23 protein-coding genes are annotated in these 26,946 nt (G+C 68.6%); 11 read left to right on the top strand and 12 right to left on the bottom strand.

Going from position 1 to position 26,946, the window contains the following annotated elements:
- Nucleotides 1-2: 2 nt before the first annotated feature.
- Together ruvA and ruvC are read right to left on the bottom strand one after the other, a co-directional pair.
- Nucleotides 3-602: a Holliday junction branch migration protein RuvA gene (gene ruvA / locus ACLARN_RS19725; protein ID WP_409492891.1), complete on the bottom strand. Its 600-nt coding sequence runs from the start codon at nt 600-602 to the stop codon at nt 3-5.
- Nucleotides 599-1,198: a crossover junction endodeoxyribonuclease RuvC gene (gene ruvC, locus ACLARN_RS19720; protein WP_409492890.1), complete on the bottom strand. Its 600-nt coding sequence runs from the start codon at nt 1,196-1,198 to the stop codon at nt 599-601. The genes ruvA and ruvC overlap by 4 nt, the downstream gene beginning before the upstream one ends.
- Before the next feature lie 86 nt (nt 1,199-1,284).
- Here ruvC and ACLARN_RS19715 point away from each other — a divergent pair, with 86 nt between their 5' ends.
- Nucleotides 1,285-1,731 carry a cupin domain-containing protein gene (locus ACLARN_RS19715; RefSeq protein ID WP_409492889.1) on the top strand — a complete coding sequence of 149 codons (447 nt, stop codon included), beginning with the start codon at nt 1,285-1,287 and terminating at the stop codon, nt 1,729-1,731.
- Between the two features lie 151 nt (nt 1,732-1,882).
- Here ACLARN_RS19715 and ACLARN_RS19710 read toward each other — a convergent pair whose 3' ends face one another.
- The 5 genes from ACLARN_RS19710 to ACLARN_RS19690 form a co-directional block, all read right to left on the bottom strand.
- Nucleotides 1,883-2,413 (bottom strand): DUF4262 domain-containing protein, encoded by a 531-nt coding sequence (locus ACLARN_RS19710; RefSeq protein ID WP_409492888.1) that lies wholly within the window; start codon nt 2,411-2,413, stop codon nt 1,883-1,885.
- Between the two features lie 67 nt (nt 2,414-2,480).
- Nucleotides 2,481-3,230, bottom strand: coding sequence for a YebC/PmpR family DNA-binding transcriptional regulator (locus tag ACLARN_RS19705; RefSeq protein WP_076161730.1), 750 nt, complete (start codon nt 3,228-3,230; stop codon nt 2,481-2,483).
- 51 nt (nt 3,231-3,281) lie between these two features.
- Nucleotides 3,282-3,911: a pyridoxal 5'-phosphate synthase glutaminase subunit PdxT gene (pdxT, locus tag ACLARN_RS19700; protein ID WP_409492887.1), complete on the bottom strand. Its 630-nt coding sequence runs from the start codon at nt 3,909-3,911 to the stop codon at nt 3,282-3,284.
- 54 nt (nt 3,912-3,965) lie between these two features.
- Nucleotides 3,966-4,286, bottom strand: a complete 321-nt coding sequence (locus ACLARN_RS19695; protein WP_409492886.1) for an AzlD domain-containing protein — start codon at nt 4,284-4,286, stop codon at nt 3,966-3,968.
- Nucleotides 4,286-4,999 (bottom strand): AzlC family ABC transporter permease, encoded by a 714-nt coding sequence (locus ACLARN_RS19690; RefSeq protein WP_409492885.1) that lies wholly within the window; start codon nt 4,997-4,999, stop codon nt 4,286-4,288. The genes ACLARN_RS19695 and ACLARN_RS19690 overlap by 1 nt, the downstream gene beginning before the upstream one ends.
- A gap of 68 nt (nt 5,000-5,067) precedes the next feature.
- Here ACLARN_RS19690 and ACLARN_RS19685 point away from each other — a divergent pair, with 68 nt between their 5' ends.
- Nucleotides 5,068-5,634 carry a helix-turn-helix domain-containing protein gene (locus ACLARN_RS19685; RefSeq protein ID WP_219151444.1) on the top strand — a complete coding sequence of 189 codons (567 nt, stop codon included), beginning with the start codon at nt 5,068-5,070 and terminating at the stop codon, nt 5,632-5,634.
- Here ACLARN_RS19685 and ACLARN_RS19680 read toward each other — a convergent pair whose 3' ends face one another.
- Nucleotides 5,635-7,014 (bottom strand): APC family permease, encoded by a 1,380-nt coding sequence (locus tag ACLARN_RS19680; RefSeq protein WP_409492884.1) that lies wholly within the window; start codon nt 7,012-7,014, stop codon nt 5,635-5,637.
- Nucleotides 7,015-7,156: 142 nt separating this feature from the next.
- Between ACLARN_RS19680 and ACLARN_RS19675 the strand changes: the two genes are divergently transcribed.
- The 4 genes from ACLARN_RS19675 to ACLARN_RS19660 all read left to right on the top strand — a co-directional run bounded on the left by ACLARN_RS19675 (nt 7,157) and on the right by ACLARN_RS19660 (nt 11,017).
- Nucleotides 7,157-7,768: a TetR/AcrR family transcriptional regulator gene (locus ACLARN_RS19675; RefSeq protein ID WP_409492883.1), complete on the top strand. Its 612-nt coding sequence runs from the start codon at nt 7,157-7,159 to the stop codon at nt 7,766-7,768.
- A complete protein-coding gene (locus tag ACLARN_RS19670) occupies nt 7,765-8,829 on the top strand; it encodes a P1 family peptidase (RefSeq protein WP_409492882.1) in 1,065 nt (354 codons plus the stop codon). Before ACLARN_RS19675 ends, ACLARN_RS19670 begins: the two co-directional genes overlap by 4 nt.
- Before the next feature lie 168 nt (nt 8,830-8,997).
- Nucleotides 8,998-9,849, top strand: a complete 852-nt coding sequence (locus tag ACLARN_RS19665; RefSeq protein ID WP_409492881.1) for an alpha/beta fold hydrolase — start codon at nt 8,998-9,000, stop codon at nt 9,847-9,849.
- Between the two features lie 445 nt (nt 9,850-10,294).
- On the top strand, nt 10,295-11,017 hold the full coding sequence (locus tag ACLARN_RS19660) for a helix-turn-helix transcriptional regulator (protein ID WP_409492880.1): 723 nt from the start codon (nt 10,295-10,297) through the stop codon (nt 11,015-11,017).
- Nucleotides 11,018-11,143: 126 nt separating this feature from the next.
- Here the strand turns inward: ACLARN_RS19660 and ACLARN_RS19655 are convergent, their stop codons facing one another.
- The 4 genes from ACLARN_RS19655 to ACLARN_RS19640 all read right to left on the bottom strand — a co-directional run bounded on the left by ACLARN_RS19655 (nt 11,144) and on the right by ACLARN_RS19640 (nt 19,655).
- Entirely contained in the window at nt 11,144-12,685 is a 1,542-nt protein-coding gene (locus ACLARN_RS19655) for an acyl-CoA carboxylase subunit beta (RefSeq protein WP_409492982.1), read from the bottom strand.
- A 145-nt stretch (nt 12,686-12,830) separates the two neighbouring features.
- The gene (locus ACLARN_RS19650) at nt 12,831-13,406 is read right to left on the bottom strand and encodes a flavin reductase family protein (RefSeq protein ID WP_409492879.1); all 576 of its coding nucleotides are present in this window, start codon (nt 13,404-13,406) and stop codon (nt 12,831-12,833) included.
- Complete coding sequence (locus ACLARN_RS19645; protein ID WP_409492878.1) at nt 13,406-13,855, bottom strand: acyl-CoA thioesterase; 450 nt, start codon at nt 13,853-13,855, stop codon at nt 13,406-13,408. The genes ACLARN_RS19650 and ACLARN_RS19645 overlap by 1 nt, the downstream gene beginning before the upstream one ends.
- Nucleotide 13,856: 1 nt before the next feature.
- The gene (locus tag ACLARN_RS19640) at nt 13,857-19,655 is read right to left on the bottom strand and encodes an SDR family NAD(P)-dependent oxidoreductase (protein WP_409492877.1); all 5,799 of its coding nucleotides are present in this window, start codon (nt 19,653-19,655) and stop codon (nt 13,857-13,859) included.
- Between the two features lie 759 nt (nt 19,656-20,414).
- Here ACLARN_RS19640 and ACLARN_RS19635 point away from each other — a divergent pair.
- Genes ACLARN_RS19635 through ACLARN_RS19615 form a run of 5 tightly spaced genes read left to right on the top strand, consistent with a single transcriptional unit; the run spans nt 20,415 to nt 26,914 of the window.
- Complete coding sequence (locus ACLARN_RS19635) at nt 20,415-21,419, top strand: DUF1702 family protein (protein WP_409492876.1); 1,005 nt, start codon at nt 20,415-20,417, stop codon at nt 21,417-21,419.
- 53 nt (nt 21,420-21,472) lie between these two features.
- On the top strand, nt 21,473-22,495 hold the full coding sequence (locus ACLARN_RS19630) for a DUF1702 family protein (protein WP_409492875.1): 1,023 nt from the start codon (nt 21,473-21,475) through the stop codon (nt 22,493-22,495).
- Between the two features lie 3 nt (nt 22,496-22,498).
- Nucleotides 22,499-24,472 (top strand): CRTAC1 family protein, encoded by a 1,974-nt coding sequence (locus ACLARN_RS19625; protein ID WP_409492874.1) that lies wholly within the window; start codon nt 22,499-22,501, stop codon nt 24,470-24,472.
- 10 nt (nt 24,473-24,482) lie between these two features.
- Nucleotides 24,483-25,556, top strand: a complete 1,074-nt coding sequence (locus ACLARN_RS19620; protein ID WP_409492873.1) for an enediyne biosynthesis protein — start codon at nt 24,483-24,485, stop codon at nt 25,554-25,556.
- Complete coding sequence (locus tag ACLARN_RS19615; protein ID WP_409492872.1) at nt 25,553-26,914, top strand: cytochrome P450; 1,362 nt, start codon at nt 25,553-25,555, stop codon at nt 26,912-26,914. The genes ACLARN_RS19620 and ACLARN_RS19615 overlap by 4 nt, the downstream gene beginning before the upstream one ends.
- Nucleotides 26,915-26,946: the final 32 nt, after the last annotated feature.

The raw sequence follows: 26,946 nt of genomic DNA, 5'->3' as shown, positions 1-26,946 counted from the left end.
AGCTACCGCTTACGTCCGAGGGTGGCCAACGCGGCGCGCAGCACGGAGGACGTCGTGTGGCCTTCGCCCTCGCCGAGCGCCTTGTCGACGGCCTGTTCGGCCTGCTTGGCCGGGAAGCCGAGACCCGCGAGCGCCTCGACGACCTCACCGCGCAGCGCGCCGGGCGCGACGATCGGCGGGGAGCCGTCGGTCGGGCCGGCGAGCGCGGTGACCTTGTCGCGCAGTTCGAGCGTGAGCCGCTCTGCCCCCTTGCGGCCGATGCCGGGCACCTGGGTGAGCACGGTGATGTTGCCTTCGACCAGCGCGGAGCGCAGCTTGTCGGGGTCGAGGACGGCCAACGTCGCCAGCGCGAGCCGCGGGCCGATCCCGGAGACCGTCTGCAACAGGCCGAACAGTTCGCGGGCGTCGGCGTCGGCGAAACCGAACAGCGTCAGGGAATCCTCGCGGACCACGAGCGCGGTGTGCAGCATCGCCTCCTCGCCGCGGCGAAGCGTCGCGAGAGTGGCGGGGGTGGCCTGCACGGCGAAGCCCACTCCCCCAACTTCGATCACGACGTGGTCGAGGCTGATGGAGAGGATTTCTCCGCGTACCGAGGAGATCATCGTGCCGCTCCCTGCGTTTTGGCTTCCTGTTTTTTGGCGCGCTGTGCCGCGGCGGCGAGCCTGGCCTTGTGGTTCTTGGCGATCTCGGCCGCCCTTGCCTCGGCTTCGGCGAGCCGGACCCGCATCGGTTCGCGCCACAGATGGCAGATGGCGAGCGCGAGCGCGTCCGCGGCGTCCGCCGGATGCGGTTTGACCTCGAGGCCGAGCAGCCGCATGACCATACTGGTGACCTGCGCCTTGTCCGCGCGGCCGGAGCCGGTGACGGCCGCTTTGACCTCACTCGGCGTGTGGAAGACGACCGGCAGCCCGCGTTTGGCCGCGGCGAGCGCGACGACGCCGCCCGCCTGCGCGGTGCCCATCGCGGTGCGCACGTTGTGCTGTGCGAAAACGCGTTCCACCGCGACGGCCTCGGGTTTGTAGCGATCCATCCACCGCTCGGCGGCGTCGGAGATCCCCAGCAGGCGTACGGAAAGGTCGGCGTCGGGCGGCGTCCGCACGACGTCGACGGCCACGGCGCGGACGGTGCGGCCCGTGCCGCCGTCGACCACTCCGAGCCCGCACCTGGTCAGACCGGGGTCGACCCCGAGTACCCGCACGCGTTTCCCTCCGCTGCTCCGGCTGTTACGGCGAACATCAGTTCGAGCCTGAGGCTACCTGGACCAAGAGACGGCAGGATGGAGACATGCCGAGCCCTGCCGACTTCACCGCACATCTGGGTCTCCAGCCGCTACCCGTGGAGGGCGGGCGCTGGGCACAGAGCTGGCGCGACGAGACCGCTTCGGCGATCTACTACCTGCTGGCGGCGCCGGAGACCTCGGCTCCGCACCGCTTGGACCGGCTGGAGATCTACGCCCATCACGCCGGGGCCCCGGTGCGGATGCTGCTGCTGTTCCCGGACGGGCGGATCTCCCGGCCGGTGCTGGGACCGGACGTCGCGGCCGGTCAGCGTCCGCAGGTGGTGGTGCCCGCCGGGGTATGGCAGGCGTCCGTGAGCACCGGTGAGTGGAGTCTGCTCGGCACCGTCGTGGTGCCGCCTTACACGGACGACTGCGTGGAGTTCCGGTCCGCCGCCGCTCTGGCCGCGGAGTGGCCGGGAGCCGCCGAGGACCTGGCGCCCTGGCTTGCTTGAGGCCGCAAGTAGCCCTCTAGTTGCGGCCGCGGCGCACTCTCCCCAAGTACATGAAGGCCCCCTTCCTTGCGCCTGGCGCAAGGAAGGGGGCCTTCATGTACTTCAAGTGAGCAAGGGCGCCGGTACCGAGGGGGTTCAGGTGGCCGTGGACTCAGGGGCCGTCGACGCCCGGTGTCCAGCTCTCCGGGTCACCGGATTCGGTCAGCACCGGCTGGTATCGCGCGAAGCCCTCCGGCGCGTCCGGGTGCCACGGGAAATGCCCGTCCGGCGTGGCGACGAGCAGTTGCAGCGCCGGGAAGTCCCCGTCCGGGTAGATCAGGAACGCGCTCCCGAAGTACTCGGGATAGTGCCCCTTCGCGACCCGTTCGAAGACCACCGGCGCGCCCTCGAAGAAATCGTCGTAGCGCCTGCCGACCTCGAAGATCTCGCCGGCGGCCGCGCGGTCGACGTAGGCGTCGAGCAGGACCGGCCCCATGTTCTCGGGCAGGCCGATCACGACCGCTTCCGCGACACCGTGCAGCGCCCAGGCGCACGCGGTGAAGCAGAAGGCCGCTTCCTCCTCGTCGCCCTCGACCGCGATGACCGCGTTCCCTCTCGCCTGCGCCTGAGACTCGATCCATTGGATGAGTTCGGTTTCTTCGGCGGTGAGGGCATCGGCTTCGGAGGTCGTCACGCGCGACATTCTGCCCCACGTCCGTGTCTGCACCTAGTCCCGGGACGGATTTTCCGCGGCATGGCGGGAAAAACGATCAGCCTACCTCGGCCATGACCTCGTCGGAGACGTCGAAGTTCGCATAAACGTTCTGCACGTCGTCGCAATCTTCGAGGGCGTCGATGAGCTTGAAGACCTTCTTCGCGCCCTCGACGTCCAGCGGGACACTGACCGACGGCAGGAACGTGAGATCCGCGGACTCGTACTCGAAACCGGCCTCCTGCAAGGCTTTCCGGACGGGGACGAGGTCCGTGGCCTCGGAGACGATCTCGAAGTTCTCGTCGAGGTCGTTGACCTCTTCGGCGCCCGCGTCGAGCACGGCCATGAGGACGTCGTCCTCGGCAGCCTCACCCTTGGGCATGATCACGACGCCCTTGCGGTTGAACATGTAGGAGACCGAACCCGGGTCGGCGAGCGAGCCGTTGTTCCGGGTGAGCGCGGTCCGGACCTCCATGGCGGCGCGGTTCTTGTTGTCGGTGAGGCATTCGATCAGCACGGCCACACCGTTCGGGCCGTAGCCTTCGTAGGTGATGGTCTGCCAGTCGGCGCCGCCCGCTTCTTCACCGGCACCACGCTTGCGCGCGCGCTCGATGTTGTCCTGCGGGACCGAGTTCTTCTTGGCCTTCTGGATGGCGTCGTAGAGCGTCGGGTTGCCATCCGGGTCGCCACCGCCGGTCCGTCCAGCCACCTCGATGTTCTTGATCAACCGGGCGAAGAGCTTGCCGCGCTTCGCGTCCAGGTTGGCCTTCTTGTGCTTCGTGGTGGCCCACTTGGAGTGGCCGCTCATCTCTCCTCCATCTACTCCTGTGCCCGCCGCTGAGCACAGTGTCGGTTTTGCCTAAGCCTGCCGCACGAGGTCGACGAACAGCCTGTGCACGCGCTCGTCCCCGGTGAGTTCGGGGTGGAACGACGTGGCGAGTACCGCCCCCTGCCGGACCGCGACGATCCTAGCGGTCGTGTCGTCCGAGCCCGGCATTTCGGGGACACTGGCGAGTACCTCCACACCGTCGCCCGCTTTTTCGACCCACGGGGCGCGGATGAACACAGCGTGCACCGGGCCGCCTTCGATACCGGTGAAGTCGAGATCGGCCTCGAATGAATCGACCTGTCGTCCGAACGCGTTCCGCCGGACGACGACGTCGAGTCCGCCGAGTTGCCGCTGGTCAGGGCGACCGTCGAGGGCCTGGCGGGCGAGCAGGATCATCCCGGCGCAGGAGCCGAACGCGGGCAGTCCGTCCGCGATGCGCTCGCGCAGGGGTTCGAGCAGTTCGAAGGTCTCGAGCAGCCTCGACATCGTGGTCGACTCGCCGCCCGGCAGCACCAGACCGTCCACTTCGGACAGTTCGCTCGCGCGGCGGACCGGCAGGGCGCGCGCACCGGCGCGCTCCACCATCTCGGCGTGCTCCCGCACGTCACCCTGCAGTGCGAGCACGCCGACCACCGGCCGTGCCCCCGTCGCGATCGCCACCCGACCTCCCGAAAAACGTTCCCCTTAGCTTAGGCGCTCCGGGGAACGGCCAGGTCAGGGGACCCCGGCGAGCCGCAGCAGGGCGGCGGTCGCGGCGGCCGCCACGACGACCAGCGCGAACGGCGCCTTGCGCCAGGCGAGCACGCCGCCGACCAGGACACCGGCGGGCCGGGCGTATCCGGCGAACTCGTGCCCCTCGGTGAGCGCGGCGACCGCGACCAGCGCGGCCAGCAGGACGACGGCCGAGCGTGCCATCAGTTTCTCGACCTTGGGTGACACGGTGAACCGCGCCTTCAGCACCGGTCCTGCGAAGCGGAAGGCGAAGGTTCCGGCAGCGAGCACACCGCCCGCGATGATCAGTTCGAGCGGATCCATCAGTGCACTCCCTCGGGTTCGCGTTCGGCGGGTTCTTTCGCGGCCACTCCGGCCAGCACGCCGACCAGCGCGAGCAGCACCGGCAGCCCGGCGGGCAGAAACGGTGTCGTGGCCAGTGCGACGGCCACCCCGACGAACACCGGCAGCCGGGTGGCGCGGTCGCGCAGCGACGGCAGGACCAGCGCGAGCAGGACCGCGGGGAAGGCCGCGTCGAGCCCGAAGGCGTCCGTGTCACTGATCGCCGTCCCGGCGAACGCCCCGGCGAGGACACCGACGTTCCAGCACACGAACAGCCCGATCCCGCACACCCAGTAGGCCGCGCGACGGCGGGCCTCGTCGCGCTGAGCCAGCGCGAACGCGACCGATTCGTCGATCATGAGGTGACTGCCGACCACCCTCGACGACCATCGCTTCCCCAGGACGTCGCCGATCGCGAAGCCGAACGGCAGGTGCCGGGCGTTGGCCAGCAGACCGGCCGCGACGGCCGCGACCGGGCTGCCGCCGGCGGCGATGATGCCGACGAACATGAACTGCGAGGCACCGGCGAAGACCAGCACGGAAAGCAGCATCGGCGCCCAGATCGGGAAGCCGGAGCCCACGGCGATCGCGCCGTAGGAGATGCCGACAATGGTGTCGGCGAGGCAGACCAGTCCGATGTCACGGAGAAGATCGCGCCCCAGGACACGGGTGGCTGTTCGCCATATCGAACGCATAGCGTCATACGATGAACGAACGCACCCGTGTTCGTCAAGGCGAACGCAACGACCGATGGAGCGAACGCATGTCCCCGACCGCGTCCGACGGCGCACCACTGGACGTCATCGCCATGTCCCTGCGCCGGGAGCGCGCCCGCACCGGGCTGTCCCTCACCGAGGTCGCCAAACGCGCCGGCATCGCGAAGTCCACGCTCTCCCAGTTGGAGTCCGGGGCCGGGAACCCGAGTGTCGAGACGATCTGGGCGCTGTGTGTCGCGCTCGACGTCCCGTTCTCCCGGGTGGTCGAGCCCGAGCGCCCCCGGGTGCAGGTCATCCGGTCGGGCAGCGGGCCGACGGTGTTCGCCGAACACGCCGACTACGCGTGCACGCTGCTCAGTTCCTGCCCGCCCGGAGCCCGGCGCGACGTGTACCTGATTCGCGCCGAGCCCGGGAAGCCGCGGCTTTCGGATCCGCATATGAGCGGCATCGTCGAGCACATGATCCTCAGCGCCGGGCGGGCCAGGGTCGGGCCGCAGGACGACCCGGTCGAACTGCTGCCCGGCGACTACATCTGCTACCCCGGCGACATCCCGCACATCTTCGAGGCCCTCGAACCGGGCACGTACGGCGTGGAGATCGCGGAGTACACCTGATCAGGCGTGCTCCTCGGTGACCTTCTCTTCCGTGACAGCGGCGAGCTTCCAGCCGCCTTTTCGCCGCAGCACCAGGACGTAGTACGCGATCGACAGCAGGGCGACGCAGGCCGTGACGATCAGGCTCGGCCGTCCCACCGCCGGATCGAGCAGGTTCTGGTAGACGACGAACACCAGCACGGCGAGCGCCAGCACCGGCGCGACCGGGAACCAGGGCATCCGGTACTTGGCGTGCGCCGTGGCGCCGGTGCGGCGGCCGACGATCGCGCCGAGACACAGCGCCGCGTAAACCGCGACGATCGACGTGCTCGTCACCACGAGCAGCAGTTTCGGGTCGACGAAGCAGAGCAGCGCGGCCACCAGGCCGGTGCCGACGGTGGCCACCCATGGCGTCCCGAACTTCGGGTGCACCGCGGACAGCGCCCGGTTGACCGGCGAAGGCCACGCCCGGTCGCGGCCGCTGCTGAACAGCATCCGCGAGCTGATCAGCACGATCGCCAGCACCGCGTTGACGATCGCGAGCGCGACCGCCAGGCCGAGCACGGTGTCGAGTGTTCCGCCGCCACGCGAGTCGATGAAGTAGGACAACATGTTCTCCGAGGCGAACAACGCGTTCAGGTCGGGCGCGCCGAGCAGGACCGCGGTCACCGGGATCAATTCGGCGAGCACCGTGATGCCGAGCGCCAGCAGGATCGCGCGGGCGATCCCGCGGGAGGCGTCCTGCGTCTCCTCGCCGAAGTACACCGCCGAGCCGTAGCCGTTGTAGGCGAAGATCGCGACCGAGGTGGCGATCGCGATGGCGCCGACCGTCGCCGGGCTCCCATCGAAGGCGACCGGATGCGCGAGCAGCTCGCTGAACGACCGCGCCGGGTTGAACAGCCCGAGCGCGCTGACCACGATCAGCGCGAGGATCTCGATGGCGAGGAAGATCCCGGTCACCCAGGCGTTGAGCTTGATGTCGAACACGCCGACCACGGCCGCGACCACGCAGGTCACGGCGGCGATCACCGGGCCGGGTACGCCGGGCATGAGCACGCCGAGATAGGTGCCGACGCCGAGCGCGATCACCGCCACGATGAGCACCTGCGTGATGATCATCAGGCCCAGTACGGCGAACCCTGGCAACCTCCCGAGCGTGCGGGTGACGATCGCGTATTCCCCGCCGGCCAGCGGGAAGGCCGACGCGAGTTCGGCGTAGACGAAGGCCATGAACACGCCCACGACCGCGGCGGCCACGAAGCTGTAGAAGGCGCCCGTCCCGGCGCCGGAGATCACTCCCGGCGCGATGATGAAGACCGACGAGGCGGGACTGATCGCGGAAAGCGTGATGAGCAGCGTGCCGAGGGTGCGCAGACCGCGGCGTAGGGCGGGAGTGGACACGGCCGACCTCCTGGAAGGTGGGTTCTTTGAGTCTCCTTCGAAGAACTGTTGAGCACGCATCAAAGGCTCTTCACCGTGTGACGTCAAGACCTGATCCGGATCAGGTCTTGCGTTTTTTGAAGAAGGTTCGAAGAATGAACCCATGGCGAGACCGAGCAAGGCACCGGAGCGACGGGCCGAACTGATCGAGGTGGCCGGACGCGCCGTCCTCGAACGCGGCGTGCTGAACCTGCGGCTGCGGGACATCGCCGAGGGCGCGGGATTGTCGTCGGGTTCGGTCCTGTACTACTTCCCCACCCTCGCCGACCTGCTCCAGGAGGTGCAGCGTGAGGCGGTGGCACGCTTCTGTTCGGCGAGGGAACAGGCCGCGAGCGCGAAGACGGCCCCTGGCGAACGGCTGCTCTCGATGATCCGCAGTGGCCTGCCCGCCGGCCCCGACGACGAACTCTGCGTGCTGCTCTACGAACTCGGCACGATCGCCCGCCGCGATCCCGTGTACGCCGCCCGGCACATCACGCTTTACGAACAGCAGGTGCGGATCTACACCGGCATCCTCGAAGCCGGCGCCGCCACCGGCGAGTTCGTGCTGACCACGGACGCGGTGTCGATCGCGCGGAACCTCGTCGCGCTGGAAGACGGCTACGGCCTGCACCTCACCCAAGCCGTGCCGACGCTGGAAACCGCGACCGCCGAAGCGATGTTGCTGTCCTACGCCCGCACCGCCACCACGAATCCCCTGGAGGAACGTTCATGACCCGCGCCCGCGATCTGGGTGTCCCCCTGCCAGGCCGGACCGGCGAGCACAACGCGCTCACCGACGTCCCCGGCGTCGAGATCGGCTTCACGACACTCGTCGAAGGCGAGTCCGTGCGCACCGGCGTCACCGCCGTGCTGCCGCGCGGACGCGCGGATTTCGCCGTGCCGTGCGCGGCCGGGACATACGCGCTCAACGGCAACGGCGAGATGACCGGCACCGCTTGGCTGGCCGAGACCGGTTCACTGACGCTGCCGGTGCTGATCACCTCCACCCACGCTGTCGGCGCCTGTCACCGAGGCGTGATCGACTGGGTGGTGCGCGAACGGCCCGACGTGGCGGCCGAATGGCTGCTGCCGGTGGTCGCCGAAACCTGGGACGGCTACCTGAACGACAGCACCGCGCCGACCATCCACAATGGACACGCCATCGACGCGATCGACGCCGCGCGGACCGGCCCGGTCGACGAGGGCTCCGTCGGCGGCGGAACCGGGATGACCTGTTACGGCTTCAAGGGCGGCACCGGCACGGCCTCCCGCCTGGTGCCCTATGGGGACGACGAGTACACCGTGGGCGTGTTGGTGCAGGCCAACTTCGGCTCACGCCGCGAACTCACCGTCGGCGGTGAACCGGTCGGAATCGAGCTGAGCGCGGACAACCCGATGGAGGAGAAGTGGGCGGCGCCGTCGGGCGCGGGGTCGGTGATCGTGATCGTGGGCACCGACGCTCCCCTGTTGCCGGGCCAATGCACCTCGCTCGCGCGCCGGGTCCCGCTCGGCCTCGCCCGCACCGGCACCGCGGGCTCGCACTTCTCCGGCGACCTCTTCCTCGCGTTCAGCACGGCGAACCCTGGCTCGCTCACCAGCCGCTTCCCCCGGACCGAGGAAGCCGAGTACGAGAACCTCCGGTTCGTTCCCTGGGGCAGGCTCGACCCGTTCTTCGAAGCCGTGGTGCAGGCGACCGAAGAAGCCGTGCTCAACGCGCTCGTCGCGAACGAGGAGATGACCGGCCACCGAGGTCACCGGGTCCCCTCGCTGCCGACAGCACGCTGGCGCGCCTGAGCGGGCCCTGCTCACGGGAGCCGATTCCGGAGAATGTGCCACGATTCCCGATGTCGTGGCAGAAGCGATCCACCGATACATTCGCCGACTGTTTTCGGGCGGGTTCTCCCTTTCCGTCGTGGGCTTGGCCGCCGAATTCGGGGCGGTTGCCTGGGCTAGGCTCTGCGCATGGTGACGGAAACAGACCTGGCACTGAATGACGGCCGCACGTTGCACGTCTACGACACCGGCCCAGGCGACACCGAAACGCGACTTCTCGTGTTCTGGCATCACGGCACCCCGAACGTCGGCGCGCCACCCGAGCCGCTGCTCGCCGCCGCGGCCGAACGAGGCGTGCGGTGGGTTTCGCACGATCGGCCCGGCTACGGCGGATCGACGCCCCACCCCGGCCGGGCCATCTCGTCGGTGGCAGCCGACGTGGCCGCGATCGCCGACGCGCTGGGTGTCGAGAAGTTCGCGGTGATGGGGCATTCCGGCGGCGGCTCGCACGCGCTGGCGTGCGCCGCGCTGCTGCCCGAGCGCGTACTGGGCGCGGTCTGCGTTTCCGGGCTGGCCCCGGTGGGAGTCGAGGGACTCGACTGGTTCGCGGGGATGAGCGCCTCCGGTGAGAGAAGGCTTCGCGCCGCTTCGGAGGGGCGGGCACAGCTGGAAGACTTCCTCTCCGACAGTGAGTTCGACCCGGACGAGTTCACGCCCGCTGACCACGACCTGCTTTCGGGCGAATGGTCTTGGCTGGGTGAAGTCGCGGAGAAGGCCATCCAGGGTGACCCCGGCGGCATGATGGACGACGAGCTGGCCTATGTCGCGGAGTGGGGTTGCGACCTCGGGCAGGTGCGTCCGCCGGTACTGCTGATCCACGGCGGCCAGGACCGGATCGCGCCCAGCGCGCACGCCGAATGGCTGGCGAACCGGTGCGATTCGGCGAAGCTCTGGCTGCGGCCGGACGAAGGGCACATTTCGGTCCTCAGCTCCGCGGTCGAGGCGCTCGACTGGCTTTTGCAGGACACCGCCCGGAAATGACCGCAGCCACCCGGGTGCGATGGGGATCGAATCCCGTCGCACCCGGGTGGGGCGCGAACGCAACAGGCACTCGTGAGCGCCACGTCTTCCCCCGTGCCCTTATCGGCCACGGTGCTGGGAGTATCACCCGATCAAAGTCACTTTGGGTCACGTCCGTCCCGGTCCCGCACCTCCTCAGGACCTCCCTTATTTTGGCCACGTAAGACCCTTGACGCTAAAGGGATCACTCTGCGAATTGCACCATGGGCCGTTGCGGTGAACAAGTCCGCGATCACTAGTGCGAGGTTCGGTCGCCATGATAAGAAGATCGCTTCCTTTGACGACCCCTGAATCGCTTGGTACTGTTTTAAAGTGACATTGAAGGGATTACGAGTTCGGTTGTCACAAGGGGACTGGGGAAAGTATGACTTCTTCCGAGCGTGCAGTTGATCGTGCAGTCGGATACATGTTCGAGAATTTCAATGAAAAGGTGACAGTCGAAGATCTGGCGCGAGTCGCCATGTTCAGCAAGTTTTATTTCACAAGAATGTTTCAGCGAGTGACCGGAATTTCCCCTGGGCGTTTCCTCACCGCCATCAGGCTGCAAGAGGCCAAACGGCTGCTGCTGACGACCTCCATCAACGTGATCGAAGTGAGCCATTTGGTCGGCTACTCCAGCGTCGGCACCTTCAGCACGACGTTCAGCAAGGCCGTCGGGGTCTCGCCGACCGAGTACCGGAGCGGCGGCGGGGTCGCCCAGCTGCGCTGCCAGGGCAGGGCCGGCAGGAACAGCCACAACACGGGCGTGGTGCACGGGAAGGTCACGGCACAGCACCCGGACGAACTCGGCGTGGTGTTCGTAGGCGTGTTCCCTGGCCGCATCCCCCAAGGACGCCCGATCAAGTGCACCGTGCTCGACAGGCCGGGCCACTTTCGCATCGACGACGTTCCGAACGGGGAATGGTACGTACTGTCGCACTCGTTGTCCAAGGACCGCAATGAGGTTTTACGCGTCCCGGTCGATGACGACCTCGGGTTGTCGGTTGGCGCATATGGCCCCATAACAGTAGGCGCCGGCGTCTCCTGCGGGCCGGTGAATCTGACTCTCACGCCCAAGCGAATGATCGATCCCCCGGTAGTGCTCGCCCTGCTGGAAATCAGGTCGTCGATACTCACGGAAGTCGGATAGCCTTCCGACTTCACCTTTTCGCGGCTTTCGGCACGAAATACAAGAATTGCCCGGATTCGCTCCGGGCCCCTCTTGTATTTCGATACCGCGCATTGTGCCCGCCGCGAACGGGCCGGGCCACCTGGCCTACAGCGGCACGTTTCCGTGTTTCCGCCGGAAAGGCTGCCTTCTCTTGTCCCGCAACATGGCCAGCCCCTTGGCGATCAGGGACCGGGTCTCCGCCGGGTCGATCACGTCGTCCACCAGGCCCCGCTCGGCCGCGTAGTACGGATGGATCAGCTGTTCGGTGTAGTGCGCCAGCAGCTCGGCACGCAGCTCCCGCTGGTCGTCGACGGCGGCGAGTTCGCGGCGGAACAGGATGTCCACCGCCCCCTCCGCGCCCATCACGGCGATCTCGTTGGTGGGCCAGGCCAGGGACAGGTCGTTGCCCACTGAGCGGGAGTCCATGACGATGTAGGCGCCGCCGTATGCCTTTCGCAGGATCACCTGGATGCGTGGCACGGTCGCCTCGCAATAGGCGTAGAGCAGCTTCGCTCCGTGACGGATGATGCCCCCGCGCTCCTGTTCGCTGCCGGGCAGGAAGCCCGGTACGTCCACCAGGGTGATCAGAGGAATACCGAAGGCGTCACAAAACCGCACGAACCGTGCCGCCTTCTGTGCCGCGTCGGCGTCCAGCACTCCGGCGAGCACGATCGGCTGGTTGCCGACGATCCCCACCACCTCACCGTCGACGCGGGCGAACGCGCACACGATGTTGGCCGCCCAGCCCTCGTGCAGTTCGAAGTACGCGCCGTCGTCGGTCACCTCCGCGATCACGTCACGGACGTCGTAGGGCTTGGCCGGATCCGCGGGCACGATCTCGGCCAGCCGGGGGCGCACGTCCGTGTCCGCGCCCGACGCGGCGGAGCGAGGTGGCAGCTCCATGTTGTTGGACGGCAGCAGCGAGACCAGGTGACGGACATCTTCCAGGCAACCCGGTTCGTCGTCGTACACGAAGGTCGCCACCCCCGAGGACTCGCCGTGCACCCCGGCCCCGCCGAGTTCCTCGTGACTGACGTGCTCGCCGGTGACGGCCTTCACGACCGCGGGGCCGGTCAGGTACATCTTCGCGATGTCACGGACCATGAAGGTGAAGTCGGCCAGCGCGGGCGAGTAGGTGGCGCCGCCCGCACAGGGGCCGAGCACCACGCTGATCTGCGGGATGATGCCCGAGGCGGCGACCTGACGGCGAAAGATCCCGCCGTAGCCGTGCAACGCCATCACCCCCTCCTGGATCCGCGCACCGCCGCTGTCGTTCAGCCCGATCAACGGCGAACCGGTCTCCAGCGCCAGATCCATCACCTTGTGGATCTTCGCCGCGTGCGCTTCGCCCAGTGAGCCACCGAAAATGGAGAAGTCCTGGGCGTAGACGAACACCTGGCGGCCCTCGATCGTCCCGGATCCCACGACCACGCCATCGGTCCGCGGCCGCTCACGGGGACTCAACGGACCTGTCGGCAGCTGCCGTCTATGCAGGCCGAGCTCGACGAACGATCCTTCGTCGAGCAGGAGGTCCAATCGCTCCCGTGCGGTGCGCTTCCCGCTCGCGCGCTGTCGTTCCACGGCCGTGTGGCCGCCGGCGAGCGTGTCCCGGTGCAGGCTGTCCCGCCGTTCGCGCAGCTCGCGCATCGACACGACCGAGGCGGCACGCTCTTCGAACGGGATCCTCGGACTGGCTTCTCGCTCGAAAGTGCTCAAGACGAGATCACCGGCCACGGCGTTCTGTCCACTTTGGTCCCTTCCCGGGCGGTGCCCGGCGATCCGCTGGCCTGCATCAGGTTCCTCCTCGGTCGAGCCGGGCCACGCCCTGCCCTTGGTCCGTCTGCCCGAAGGCTCCGCCGAAAAAGACGAGCGCGTCGTGCCCGGCGCCCACGGTGGACGCCAGGACCGACCCGACGAAGATGGAGTGGTCCCCACCCTGGTGCCCGTCGACCAGTTCGCACTCGAGCCAGGCGAGCGCGCCGGTCAGCAGAGGGGCGCCGGTACGCGGACCCGGTACCCACTCGACGGGGTCGAACTGGGCGGCGCCCAGGGGCCGCGACCGGCCGGCGAAGTACTTCGCCAGATCTTGCTGCCGGGCACCCAGCACGGATACGCCGAACGACCCGGTGGCGGTGATCGCCTCGTGCATCACCGCCGCCCGGGACACACAGCACAGCACCAGCGGCGGTTCGAGCGACACCGAGGTGAACGCGTTGGCGGTCATCCCGTGCACCCGTTCGCCACCCGTGGTGAGGACCGTGACCCCGGTGGCGAACCGGGACATCGTCTCGCGGAACCGGGTGGGTACCGGGTTCCTGGCGAGTACCGGGGAGCCGCGCCCCGGCCCCGGTGTGACGTCGCCGCCCATCAGGGGCTCACCGCCGCCGTCGACACCGCATAAGGCGCGAGCGCGTCGCGGAGCGCTTCAGGAACCCTGGTCGGGACTGTCGCCGTGTTGGGGCCTCGCATGCAAGCGATGCGTTGACGGCCCTGGGCGACCAGCGTCTCTTCGCCGTCCCGCCCCAGCAGTACGTAGTCGAAGGTGAACTGGATCTGCGTCTGCGTCAGTTCCTCGAGCCGCATCCGTACCGCCAGTTCGTCGAAGGCGGTGATCTCCGCGAAGAACTCGCAATCGACCTTGAGCGTGAAGAGCTTGAGGTCGTCGCGTACCTCCTCCAGCACCGCCGGGGCCCTGTCTTTGAGGAACATCTCGCGGCATCGTCCCTGCCAGCGCAGATAGTTCACGTAGTAGACGTTGCCGACCAGGTTCGTCTCCTCGAACCCGACGATGTGACGGATCTCGTAGTACCCGGACATGTCACCACTCCTTCCCCACCAGCACGGCGAACACCACCGGCTCGGCCACCCCGGAGATCGTCGTCACCCAGGTGGCGATACGGGTGTCGCCGGCGGAAAGCACCGTCCAGCCCTGGGGCAGCACCCGGTCCACGGTCAGCGCCTGACCGGCCGAACCCGCTTTGCGCACGCACTCGAGCGCGCTCCAGACGCGGGTGCCCGCCACCGCCTCGTCGTCCGCCGACAAGGAACACAGCAGGTCGCGGACCGCGACGCCGTCCGGCCCCAGGAGGCCCGCCCAGTCGGCTTCGGCGCGGGACAGAACCGTCTCGATGTCGCAACCCAGCCGTCCCTCGCCCACCACCGCCATGGTCAGCCCGGCGGTGTGGGAAGCCGAGATGACCGCGCCGTCGGTCTCGGGGCGCCCGTCCGGCCGGTACCGCACCTGGACGGGGCGGCCCAGCGCCCGGCTCACGGCGAGCTTCGTCTGCGCCCGCCGCTCCGCGGGCGGACCCGCGTCCGTCCGGACCGGGTCGGGTTCGATCACCACCGTGCGCCCGCCCCCGAGCACGTCTTCGAGGGAGCGTTCGAGATACGGCCCCAGCAGCGACGGCACCCACGGGCCGGCGCCGTCGCGTTTGCGGACCGCCCTGAGCTTGAGGCCTTCCCATCGTTCGACCAGGATCCCGACCTGGTCGCGGACGTCGATGTCGTAGATGTAGCTGTCCCCGTCCTGTGACCGCTCACGCGCGTCGAGAACGACGTACGGCGTGTTCTGGTCGTCCACTTCGGACAGATGGAGCCGGTCGACGCGTTCGGGCAGCAACGTGGCGTCGGGGACGCAGCACTGCAAAGCGTGCATCATCGTGTCCCGGGTGCCCGGGTCGGCCAGTACCAGTTCCTGCGGCAGGAACGGCGCGAACCACGCCGACGTCGAGCTCGTCGAGACTTCGGCGACGGCACGTCGCGCTCCGACGCGCCGGTAGGCCTGTAGCCGTTGGAACCGCTTTCCCTGGAACAGCACCCCGCCGTAGAGGTCGCTGACCGGTTCCACCGGGACCAGCGGCAGAGCAGGCTCGGCCCCGTCGACCGCCGCCATCAGCCGGGGACGCGGATACCTCAGGGTGGCCCGGAAGTGGTCGGCGCTGAAGCCCGTCTCGGCACTGCGGATGACCACTTCCACCGTCGAGGCGTCCCGTACGAGCGCCGCGAACCGGACGGTCGTGACACCGCCGGGGCGCACGACGATCGGGCGCAGGAACTCGGCGTTCTCAAGCAGGGGCGAGCTCCGGTGCCCGACGGCCGCGGCGCCGACCTGCGCCATCGCCTCCATGCCCAGCACCGCCGGGAACAGATAGTCGCCGTCGAGCAGATGATCGGCGAGGTACGGGTCGCTGCCCGCGCTCAGATCGGCTTCGGTGACGAGTTCGACCTCCGGGTAGTGCACGAGAACCCGGTCGGTGAACCGGCGCAGCGGCAGTTCGGGGCGGGGCAGGTTCAGCGTCGGCAGCCCGCCAAGCCTGCCCGAAACCACCAGCACCGGTCCTGCCGACGGGTCGCCCAGCGCCTGGCGCAGCACCGCGATTCCCTCTTCGGTCGAGATCGGCGTGATCCCGTCGCGCATCAGCGCCTCCACCACGCCCAGCCGCTCCCCCATGCCCGCACCGGACCACACCGACCACTCGAGCGCGAGCGCCCTGGCCCGCGGGTGCTCCCGCTGGAACCGCGCGGTCAGCTCGGACATCCAGTCGTTGGCGGTGGCGTAGTGCGCTTCCCCGCGTAGACCGGCACGGCCGATGACGCTGCCGAAGGTCAGCAGCAGCTTGAGCCGGTCCTGGTCGACCGCGGCCAGCACGTTCCGCAGCCCCGAGACCTTCGGCGCCAAGGTCGCGCTGAACTCCTCCGGGGTCAGCGAGCCGATCGCGGCCGGCATGTTGCGCCCGGCGCCGTGGAGAACGGCCGTGACGGCACCCAGGCCGGCTTTGATCCGGGCCACCCCGGCCGCGACCTCCGCCGCCGAGGTGACGTCGACCTGTTCGTACTGGTACTCGACTCCCGCGGCGTCCATTCTGGACAGGTTCGCGGCGAGTTCGGTGTCCTCGTGCACCGCCGCCCTGCCGAACAGGGCCAGCCTGGCACCGCTGTCCATGGCGATGGCCAGTGCGCACTCGGCGGTGATGCCCTTGCCGCCCCCGGTCGCCAGCACCACGTCGGTGGCGTCCAAAGGGGACGGTCCGGCCCGGTCCGGCAGCATCGCGGTGAGCGCCGGTACCGTCCGGGTGCCGTCCGCCGCGTAGCGCACCGCGGTGTATTCCGTGGTCGCGGCGACCTCGGTGGCCACCAGCGCTGCCGCCGCCTCGGCCGCGATCGCCGGGTCGTCGAAGGTGATCACGGTCGTCGGCGTGGTGCCCGACTCCAGGAACAGCGTCCTGGCCAGCCCGTCCGCACCCAGCCCGTGCTGGACCACCGCGAACCGGCTGCCCGCGGACGCGGCCAGCGCCGCTCGTGCCGCTTCGAGGAACAGTCCCGAATGCGACTCGTCGCACTCGGGCGGCAGGCACAGCAACACACCCTCGCCGACGGCCGCGGCCTCGAGCGCCCTGCGCACGGGTTCGGCGAGGGGATGACCTGCCACCGTGTGAACGGTCCAGGAGCCGGGGCCGGCGCTCGTCGCGTCGTCGGCCGCGGGGACGGGTTCGGCGACTTCGCCGACAGAGAAGGCCCGCACCCAGGTCGCGACACCGGGCGGCTCCGCGTTGTCCGGCGACTCGTCCGCCTGCGCGGTCGCGGCCAGCTCGTCGATCATCTTCGCGAGCTCACCGATGCTCACCGTGGCGAAGTTCGTCGTCGCGGCCAGCGCCGGACGGCCCAGCTCCCTGGTCACGTCGTTGATCAGCTGGCCGACCGTGATCGAGCTCAGATGCAGGTCGTCGAGCGGATGAGTGTCCGGGCCGACGACGTCGGGCGGGAGTTCCAGCCGGTCGGCGACCAGTTTGCACAGCAGGTCGAGCGTCGACCGGCCGATGTCGGATGAGGGGACGGCGGTCTCGACGGGTGCTTCCTCCGCGAGCATGGTCTGCCCGATCGAGCTCTCCGGGGCCTCCTCACAGGGACTGGCCAGGAAGGTGAACCCGCCGTCGAGCGGGAACGGCCGGACGACCCGGCCCTCGAAGAGCGCCTCGGTGTCCACCGGCGCGCCCGCGGTGAACGCCGCCGCGACGATCCGCAGCAGCGGGACGAGTGACGGATTGTCGGTGTCGAGGGACAACACCGGTTTGTCCGGCGCGATCTCGGCCAGCAGGCCGCCGAGCACCCGGCCGGGCCCCAGCTCGAGCACCAGGTCAGCCTGGCCCGCGGCCTCGGCGGCCGCCTGGTGGAACCGCACCGGGGCCAGGACCTGCTCGCGCAGCAACGCCCGCAGGTCGGTCCCCGCGGTGAGGGCCGTGCCGGTCACGGTGGAGATCACCCGGCCGGTCAACGGCGCGAAGTCGAACTCGGCGAGGCGCTCGGTCATCGCCTCGGCCGCGGGCGCGACGAGCGGTGAGTGGAACGCGTGGGAGACCGCGATCCGGGTGGCGGTGACCCCGGCCGCGGCCGCTCGGGCGCAAACCCGCTCGATCGCCGCGACAGCGCCGGACAGCACGGTCTGGGAGGGCCCGTTGAACCCGGCGATGACGACGTCCTCGCCTTCGGCCAGCCGTGCCGCGTCGTCCGGGCCGGTCGCGAGACCCGCCATCGTGCCGCCACCGCGGCTGGCCGCGGCCATGACTTCGCCGCGCACCGCGGCCAGACGCAACACCTGCGCGGTGTCCATGGCACCGCCCCAATGCAGCGCGCTCAGTTCGCCGAGGCTGTGCCCCGCCGCGACAGCACCCTCGATTCCGAGGCGCCGCAACACTTGTAGCGCGCCCACCGCTCCCGCCACGATCCTCGGCTGGGCGACCTGCGTCGCGACCTGGTCGCCGTTCCCGGACAGCCCCGCCGTCACGAAAGGCTCGTCGGCCTCTTCGAACCGCCGCCGGAGAGCACCGGCAGTGCCCTTGCCCGAACCCTGCCCTGGGAAGAGGAAGGCGATCGCCGGTGTGCGGGCCGACTGGCCGAGGAAGATGCCTTCACCCGGTTCGAAGACGGTGACCTCCCCCGCGTCGATCCGGTCGAGCAGACCGGCAAGACGCTTCTCCGCTTCTTCGGGGTTCGCCGCCACCACGGCGGCGCGGACGGCGGCGCCGGTGAGTTCACCGGCCAGAACCGCCGCGACGTCGGCCAGTTCGGCGAACGCGAGTTTGCCCGCGACCGCGGCGGCCCTCGCGATCCGCTCCCGCAGTTCCGCGGTGTCGGCCGCGTCGAACAGCCAGACCTCGGCGTCCTGACGTCCGGCCGCGGCGTTCGCGGTCCAGCCGTCCAGCTCGGCGCGGCGCGTGACACCACGCGGCTCCTCGACCGCGATATGGGTGTTGATCCCGCCAAAGCCCATCGCCGAGACCCCGGCCCGGACAGGCTCGCTCGTGGGCCACAGTTCGGGGCTGCGCGGCAGGTACAGCGCGGCGGAGTCGTCGAGCAGCTTCGGGTGCGGTTCGCCGAACCCGGTACCCGGCGGGATGACCTGGTGGTACACCGCGAGGGACGCCTTGATCAGGCCGGCGACCCCGGCAGCGGCCTTCGTGTGCCCGAGGTTGCCCTTCACGGTGCTGAGCGCGGCCGGACGGGCCGACGGCCCCGCGTCCCGGCGTGCCGAAGACAGCGCGTCGATTTCCGTGGCGTCGCCGAGAGCGGTCCCGGTGCCGTGCCCCTCGAAGTAGGAGACCGACTCCAACCCGTAGCCCGCCCGGCGGTAGGCGCGCGAGAGCGCGAGCCGGTGGCCGTCCGCCTCGGGCCGGGTGATCCCGCCCTTGCCGTCGGAGGAAACGCCCCAGCCGGTGATCGTGGCGTAGATCCGCTTCCCTTGCTCGATCGCGTCGGACTCCCGCATCAGCACCAGCTGTCCCGACCCCTCCCCCGGCCAGAAACCGTTGGAGTCCTTGGAATAGACCTTCATCTCACTCTTGGCGAGCGCACCGGTCTTCGCGAACCCGATCACCTCGAAGGGATCGATGGACAGGTCGACACCACCGGCCAGCACGACGTCGAGGTCACCGTCCTCCAGCGCCTTCGCCGCCGTGGCGACGGACAGCAGAGAGGAGGAGCACGCGCCGTCGACCGTGTAGCCGCCACCGCGCAGGTCGAAGTGGTTGCAGATCCGGCCGGCGATGGTGTTCGCCAGTCCCCCGGCCAGTGAGTCCTCGTTGATCGGCGGGAACGGTTCCTTGTAGCGGGTTTCGAACTCGCGGAGGAACTCGCCCGACTCCTCCGGGGTCCATCCCTTCTCGGCCAGCGCCGCCGCGAGCGTCCGGCGGACGTACGGCCAGCGGAGCCGCATGATGTTGGCGCGGGAGAACTCCCCGGTGAGACTGTTGCCGAGAACGACGCCCGTCGACTGCCGCGGAAGCCCCTCACCGTCGGCGTAACCCGCGTCGGTCAGCGCCTGCGCGGCGACGTCGAGTGCGAGCCAGTGGGTCAGATCCGTCGCGCGGTAGGTTCCACCGGACACCTTGTAGCGTGCCCGGTCGAACTCGAAGTCGCGCAGTACAGCGGCTTTCGCCGAATAGAACCGGTCCGGCGCCGCCGGGTCCGGCGAGTAGTAGTCCGCGTGGTTCATCCGCTCGTCCGGCAGCCGCCGGAAGGCTCGGCGTCCTGCCAGCACGTTCTCCCACAGTTCGCGGGGCGAGCCCGCGTCCGGGTAGCACAGCCCGATACCGACGATCGCGATCCTGGTGCTGCTCACGCTTTCACCACCTCCACGGTGATTGCCCGTTGACCGGCCGGTTCCACCGCCATCGATCCGCCTCAGCCGGCATTCGTTTAATCGCGATGGAACGCAGAACATGGATCCCCTTACTCGGTGCGGAGAATTCCATTCGGCACGCGGCGACGGCGGATCGACACTCACCGGCGGCGTGCACCCCTGATGTCCACAGTCTGCCCCAGGCAGGCGAAACCTCCGCCTTCAGCCGTGCCCACCGAAACGACGGACAAGTCACAACAAATGTTCTCGAATTAATCGCGAAACCCTCTGGTGTGCGCGGCGACCGCCCGGGACCCCTTCGGAGCAATCTCCTCGGACGAGTGACCGAGCGTCACACAAGGATTCGCCGTTCACCCGTTTTTCGGGCGCCCCCACCCGAAGGTTGCAACGACGTCCCGTTTGGCGGAGCGGCCTGACCAGGCGATGCTCACCGAAAGCGACCCCGCTGGGCCGTTCGCCTGCCCGACGACTTCACGTCTGCCCTTGTTCGCGACGACCATTCGAAACAAATGCGGAAGTCGGTAGCATGGATCACTCGGCCGCGCGAAGTGGGGCGGCCGCATCGAAACACAAGGGACATTTCCCCCGGTTCCCGCCTGTCGCGGAAACACCTTCTGCCACCCGCGTGTTCATCCACGTGGCACGCGCTCCTGACAATTGAATCAAAACGAAGAAGCGGGCATGGCTTGAGATGACGCCACCGACCGCTTGAGCCACGATCGCTTATCAGGAGGAACCATGCCCACCACATCAGGTTCACTGCGCAGACTCGTCCTGACCCCCGCGCTGAGTGAAGTCTCCTTCGCCACCCGCGGTTTCGACGTGACGGATTCCGACGCCGTCCGCAGGCTGGAAGCGATACCGCAGGCGGTCGTCTGCGGATTCGAATGGGGTATAGACACGCGAAGCCTGTGGGAACTCGAACGCAAACTCGAGCTGATCGAACCGGAAATGCGTGGGTTCGCCTACGAGGGAGCCACCATGGCGTTCACCGTGCTCGACGCGATGGGCGGCGGGCACCGCACCCGCGACCTCCTCCGGGGGCCGGGGGCACCGCATCTTCTGCTCGCCTACATCGGGATCGGTTTCGCCATGGCGAAACTGCCGAGAATGCTGTGGAAGAAGGTGCTGCCGTCACTGGACGACTCGCTGTTCCACCCGGCCATGAGCTGGCTGGCGGTCGACGGTTACGGGTTCGATCTCGCCTACTTCGACAAGAAACGCTGGGTGGACCGCCAGGAGGTACCCAAGCCTTATCCCTGGCAGGGGGCGCCGGACTACTTCAGCCGGGCGGTGGACCAGGGCATCGGCCGGGCGCTGTGGTTCATGCACGGCGGGGCCCCGGAGGCGGTGACCGCCGCCGTCACCAGGTTCCCCGAGCCGCGCCACGCCGATCTCTGGTCGGGCGTGGGCCTGGCCGCCACTTTCGCCGGCGGGTGCGCCGAACCCGGCCTGATCGCGCTGAGAAAGGCATCCGGCGGCCATGCGGCGTCGGTGGCGGTGGGGTCGGTCTTCGCGGTCAGTGCCCGCACACTGGCGGGATACAGCCCGCCGCACACCGAAGTCGCCAGCAGGGCCTTGACCGGCCGCAGTCCCGGCGAACTGCTCGAAGTGGCGGGCGCGACAGCCGTCACCACCGGCGAGAACGGCGTGCCCGCCTACGAACTCTGGCGACGCGGGATCCGTGACAGGTTCGCGGAACCGGCCACGCCACGGGAAAAGCTGTCCCGTTCCGAAAAGTAGAAAACCCGAAAAGCAGAAAACGTCAACCCGGTGCCAGCGGCACCGGAATCAGCATGCTGCCCGAAAACGAATCGCATTCCAGTCCACGAGCGGAGAATCCATTGGCCGCCATGTTCAGAGCACTCAGGCGACAAATCCTGACACCAGGTGTCAAGGCGACACAGGTCGAAACACGCGGATTTCACGTGAAGACAGCGGCCAGCAAGGACTTGCTGGAAACCGTGGGTAGAACATTCCTCACCGGGTACGGATTCGCCGCGGAGGCTCGTACGGTCGCCGAGGCGGAGACCGAACTGGAACAGGTGCCGTCACGCTTCCGCGGCTTCGCCTACGAAGGCGCGGCGATGGGCTTCGCCGTCATGGACGCGTTGCCCCTGACCAGCGGCCGCCGGGTCCTCGACGCGCTGGCCGCCCGAAGCTCACAACACGTCTACATGGCCTACATCGGCGTGGGGTGGGCGTTGGCGAGGCTTCCCCGGTTCCTCTGGCCCGACATCACCGCGTACGACCCGTTGCTCCGCTGGCTCCTCCTCGACGGCTACGGGTTCCACCAGGCCTACTTCCACACCGCCAAGTACGTCGGGGAACAGTTCGTCGACAGCGCGTTCTCCTGGCCGGACGAACCGGCCTCGTATGCCAACCGGGTGCTCGACCAGGGCATCGGGCGGGCTTTGTGGTTCGTCTGCGGCACGGACGCCGAACGGGTCTGCACCCAGATCGAAGGGTTCGCGCCACGGCGGCACGAAGACCTCTACAGCGGAGCGGCCCTCGCGGCCACCTACGCGGGCGGCGTGGACAGGGAAGAACTCCAGCTGCTGCGGAAGCGATCTGGCGAACACTGGCCACTCGTCGCGCAGGCCAGCGCCTTCGCCGCCGAAGCCCGCGTCCGGGCGGGACTGGTGGTCCCGCACACCGGCGTCGCCACCGAGATCCTCTGCGGCATGAACCCGCACGAGGCCGCCCAACTCACCGTCCGCGCCCGCCCGGGCTCGGCCGAGCCGCAGGCCGGAGTCGCCGCCTACGAGATCTGGCGCCGGCAGACAGCCGACCAATTCGTCTCTCTCGGAAGGTGTTGACCGATGACCACGACGTTCGGCCCGCTGCGCAGGCAGCTACCCGGCATCCTCGCGGTGGTGCTGCTGGTGATCGGATACCTGCTGGTGCGCCTCCCGGTGGCCGCCTCCGCCGATCAGGACCGCATGGCGAGCAAGTACGCGTTCACCCCGATGACGATCGCGCTGCCCGCCGCGGCCAAGCACCAGAGCATCCGCAAGGTGAACAAGGACTACGAGCACATTCGCGCGTGGATCTCCTCGGTCGGCGCGGCGGTCGCGATGAACGACCTCGACGGTGACCGCCGCGCCAACGACCTGTGCCTGGTCGACCCGCGCAGCGATCAGGTCGTGATCACCCCGACGCCGGGCGCGGGCAGCGACCGCTACGCCCCGTTCGCACTGGACCCGGCACCGCTGCCGACGAGCGACATCATGGCGCCCATGGGCTGCGTGCCCGGCGACTTCAACGAGGACGGCCGGATGGACCTGCTGGCCTACTACTGGGGCCGCACGCCGATCCTCTACCTCGCCAAGCCCACCGCCACCCGGCTCGACGGCTCCACCTACCAGGCCACCGAACTGGTCCCCGGCGACAACTCCGACGCCGGGCGCTACACGGGTCCACTGTGGAACACCAACGCCGCCACGGTCGGTGACTTCGACGGTGACGGGCACCAGGACATCTTCATCGGCAATTACTTCCCCGACGGTCCGGTGCTCGACGACCGCGTGAGCACCGGGGTCGAGATGAACCACTCGATGTCACACGCCCACAACAGCGGCGGCAAGTACCTGTTCCGCTGGACCGGGGCGAGCGGCGGCGACCGGCCGAGCGCCAATTTCAAGAGCTTCGACAACGTGCTGCCAGGGCTGGCGAACACCGGCTGGTCGCTCGCGGCCAGCGCGACCGACCTCGACGGCGATCTGTTGCCGGAACTCTACGTCGCCAACGACTTCGGCCCGGATCACTTGCTGTACAACCAGTCCAAGCCCGGCCAGTTCGCCTTCACCGACGTGATCGGGGCGCACACCCCGGGAGTGCCCAAGTCCAAAAGGCTCGGCAACGACTCGTTCAAGGGCATGGGCGTGGACTTCGGCGACCTGAATCACGACGGCCTCAACGACGCGTTCGTCAGCAACATCACCACCACGTTCGGCATCCAGGAAAGCAACTTCCACTTCATGGCCGACGCCAAGGATCACGCCGGGATGCGGGCCGAGATGAGCAAGGGCGTGGCACCCTACGCCGACCGCAGCACGGAAGCGGGGACCGCCTGGTCCGGCTGGGGCTGGGACGTCAAGATCGCCGACTTCGACAACAGCGGTGACCCGGCGATCGCGCAGGCCACCGGCTTCGTCAAGGGCGCGGTCAACCGCTGGCCGCAGCTTCAGGAACTCGCGACGGCGAACGACGGACTGCTCGACAATCCGTTGTGGTGGCCCAATCTCAAGGCGGGCGACGACCTCGCCGGCGACCAGACGCTGCACTTCTTCGTCAAGGGTTCCGACGGCCGCTACACCGACCTCGCGCCGAAGCTCGGACTGGCCGTACCGGTGCCCACCCGTGGCATCGCCACCGGCGACGCCGACGGTGACGGCCGCCTCGACCTCGCCGTCGCCCGGCAGTGGGAAGCGCCGGTTTTCTACCACAACGACAGTCCGGACACCGGCTCCTTCCTCGGCTTGCGGCTTTCCCACGACGCACCGTCCTCGGCCGGACCTTCCGCCGCCACCGGCTCGCCGGTGATCGGTGCCGAGGCGACCGTCACCACCGCGGACGGGCGCAAGCTCATCGGCCGGGTGGACGGCGGCAGCGGTCACTCCGGCAAACGCAGTCACGAGCTGCACATCGGCCTCGGCGAAAAGGTGTCCGGGCCGGTACAGGTCCACCTGCAATGGCGCGACCGCACCGGTCAGGTACGGCAGCAGGACCTGTCGTTGAACGCGGGCTGGCACGACCTGCGGCTCGGCGCGCAAGCCGAACCCCTGAAGAAATGAGGTGACCGACATGACCGAGCACGCAACCGACGCCCACACGAAGAACGGCGTCCAGAACGGCAAGAGCACCGCTCCGCGGCACGATCCGAAAGTGATCACGGCCCTGCGGCGGTTCGCCATCTCGATCACGATCTTCAACATCCTCGGCTACACCTTGCTGGGCTTCGAACAACCCTGGTCGTGGCCACTGGTCGCGCTGGCCACCGCCTACGCCACCGAAATCGTCTTGGAGCTCGTCGGCGCGAGGATGGAAGGGCGGGCGACCCGCTTCGCCGGCGGGGGCCCCAAGGGAATGATGGAGTTCCTGTTCCCGGCCCATATCACCGGCCTCGCGCTCAACATGCTGACCTACGTCAATGACCACATCGAAGTGATGGTGTTCGGTGTCGTGGTCGCGGTCAGCGCGAAATGGATCCTGCGGGCGCCGGTACGCGGCCGGCTGCGGCACTACATGAACCCATCGAACCTCGGGATCTGCGTCATCCTGCTGCTGTTCCCGTGGGCGAGCATCGCCCCGCCCTACCACTTCACCGAGAACGTGGACACCTGGATCGGCTGGCTGATCGTGGCGATCATCCTGATCTCCGGGACCATCCTCAACGCGAAGCTGACCGGCCGGATGTGGCTGATCGGGGCCTGGCTGGCCACGTTCGCCCTGCAAGCGATCGTGCGAGGCTGGCTGTTCGACACCTCCATCCCGGCGGCGCTCGGCATGATGACCGGTGTCGCGTTCGTGCTCTTCACCAACTACATGGTCACCGACCCCGGCACCACTCCCTCGAAACCCGCGTCGCAGGTGGCGTTCGGCTCCGGCATCGCCCTGCTCTACGGCTTCTTCATGGTCGCCCACGTGGCTTACGGCCTTTTCTTCGCCACGGCGGCGGTTTGCCTGATCCGCGGTTTGTTCTTCTGGTCGCTGCACTTCGTCGACAAGGCCAGGACACAGCGTGAAGCGGAGCTGCGTAAAGCGGGATCGGGAGAAGCCGAGGCCGTGGCCCTGTCAGGCAACGGCAGCAGCAACGGCAACGGCAACGGACAGACCGGTGCGCGGCTGAAGGACGACTCCCCGGCTGTGCGCACATGACCACCAAGCTTGTGGTCCGGCGCGAGGTACCCCCAGGCCCACCGCGCCGGGCCACGCTCAACTTGCTGAGGATGCTGTTCACCGACCGGCTCGAACTGATGTCGTCGGCGGCAGAGCGGCACGGTGACGCCGTGCGGATCGCCATCGGGCCGAAGGCGATGTACCTGTTCAACCACCCGGACTACGCCAAGTACGTGCTCGCGGACAACAGCGCGAACTACCACAAGGGCATCGGCCTGGCGGAGTCACGACGGGCACTCGGTGACGGCCTGCTGACCAGCGAAGGCGACCTGTGGCGCAAACAGCGCAAGACCATCCAACCGGTCTTCCAGCACAAGCGCATCGCCCGGCAGGCGGACATCGTCGCCGACGAGGCCGGGAAACTGGTGGCCAGGCTCAGGGCACACGAACACGGCGAACCCGTCGACGTCCTGCAGGAGATGACCCAGCTGACCCTCGGGGTGCTCGGCCGGACCCTGCTGGACACAGACCTCGGCCGCTTCGACGCGGTGGGGCATTCGTTCGAAGCCGTGCAGAACCAGGCGATGTTCGAAGCCGTGACGATGAACCTGGTGCCGTCCTGGCTGCCACTGGCCAAGCAGCGCCGTTTCCGTGCGGCCCGTGACAACCTGCGCGGAGTCGCCGACAGGTTGCTGGCGGAACGTCGTCGGAGCCCGGTCCCGGGCGCCGACGACGTCCTGACCCGGCTGATCGCTTCCGCCGCCGAAGACGACGATCCGCTGACCGCCGGTCAACGGGCGCGGGACGAGCTGATCACCTTGCTGCTGGCGGGGCACGAGACAACGGCGAGCACACTCGGCTGGGCATTCGCCCTGCTCGACCGTCATCCCGAGGTGTGGGAGCGGCTGCACGCCGAAGCGGTCGAGGTGCTGGGCGACCGGCCGCCGGTCTACGCGGACCTGCACCGGCTGACCTACACCGCGGCGGTGGTGGAAGAGGTCATGCGCCTCTACCCGCCGGTGTGGCTGCTGCCCAGGATCGCGCAGGAGGCCGACGTGGTCGGCGGCTACGCGGTGCCCGCCGGGGCCGACGTGATCGTCAGTCCGTACACGCTGCACCGCCATCCGGCGTTCTGGGACGCGCCGTCGAAGTTCGACCCGGACCGGTTCGACCCGGCGAACACGACCGACCGGCCCCGGTACGCCTACATCCCGTTCGGCGCCGGTCCCCGCTTCTGCGTCGGAAACAGCCTGGGCATGCTCGAAGCGGTCTTCGTCATCGCGAGTGTCACCCGCGCGCTCAAGCTGGTCAAAACCCCCGGGTACCGCGTCGTTCCGGAAGCGATGCTTTCCCTTCGCATCCGTGACCGGCTCCCGATGTCGGTCCGCCGCGCCTGATCGCGGCAACCCGAAACTCGCCTACGAGGAGA

Source organism: Amycolatopsis sp. cmx-11-12, assembly GCF_046269425.1.
Classification (GTDB): Bacteria; Actinomycetota; Actinomycetes; order Mycobacteriales; family Pseudonocardiaceae; genus Amycolatopsis.
The sequence above is the reverse complement of the archived record's forward strand: the minus strand, read 5'-3'. Positions and strand labels throughout refer to the sequence as shown.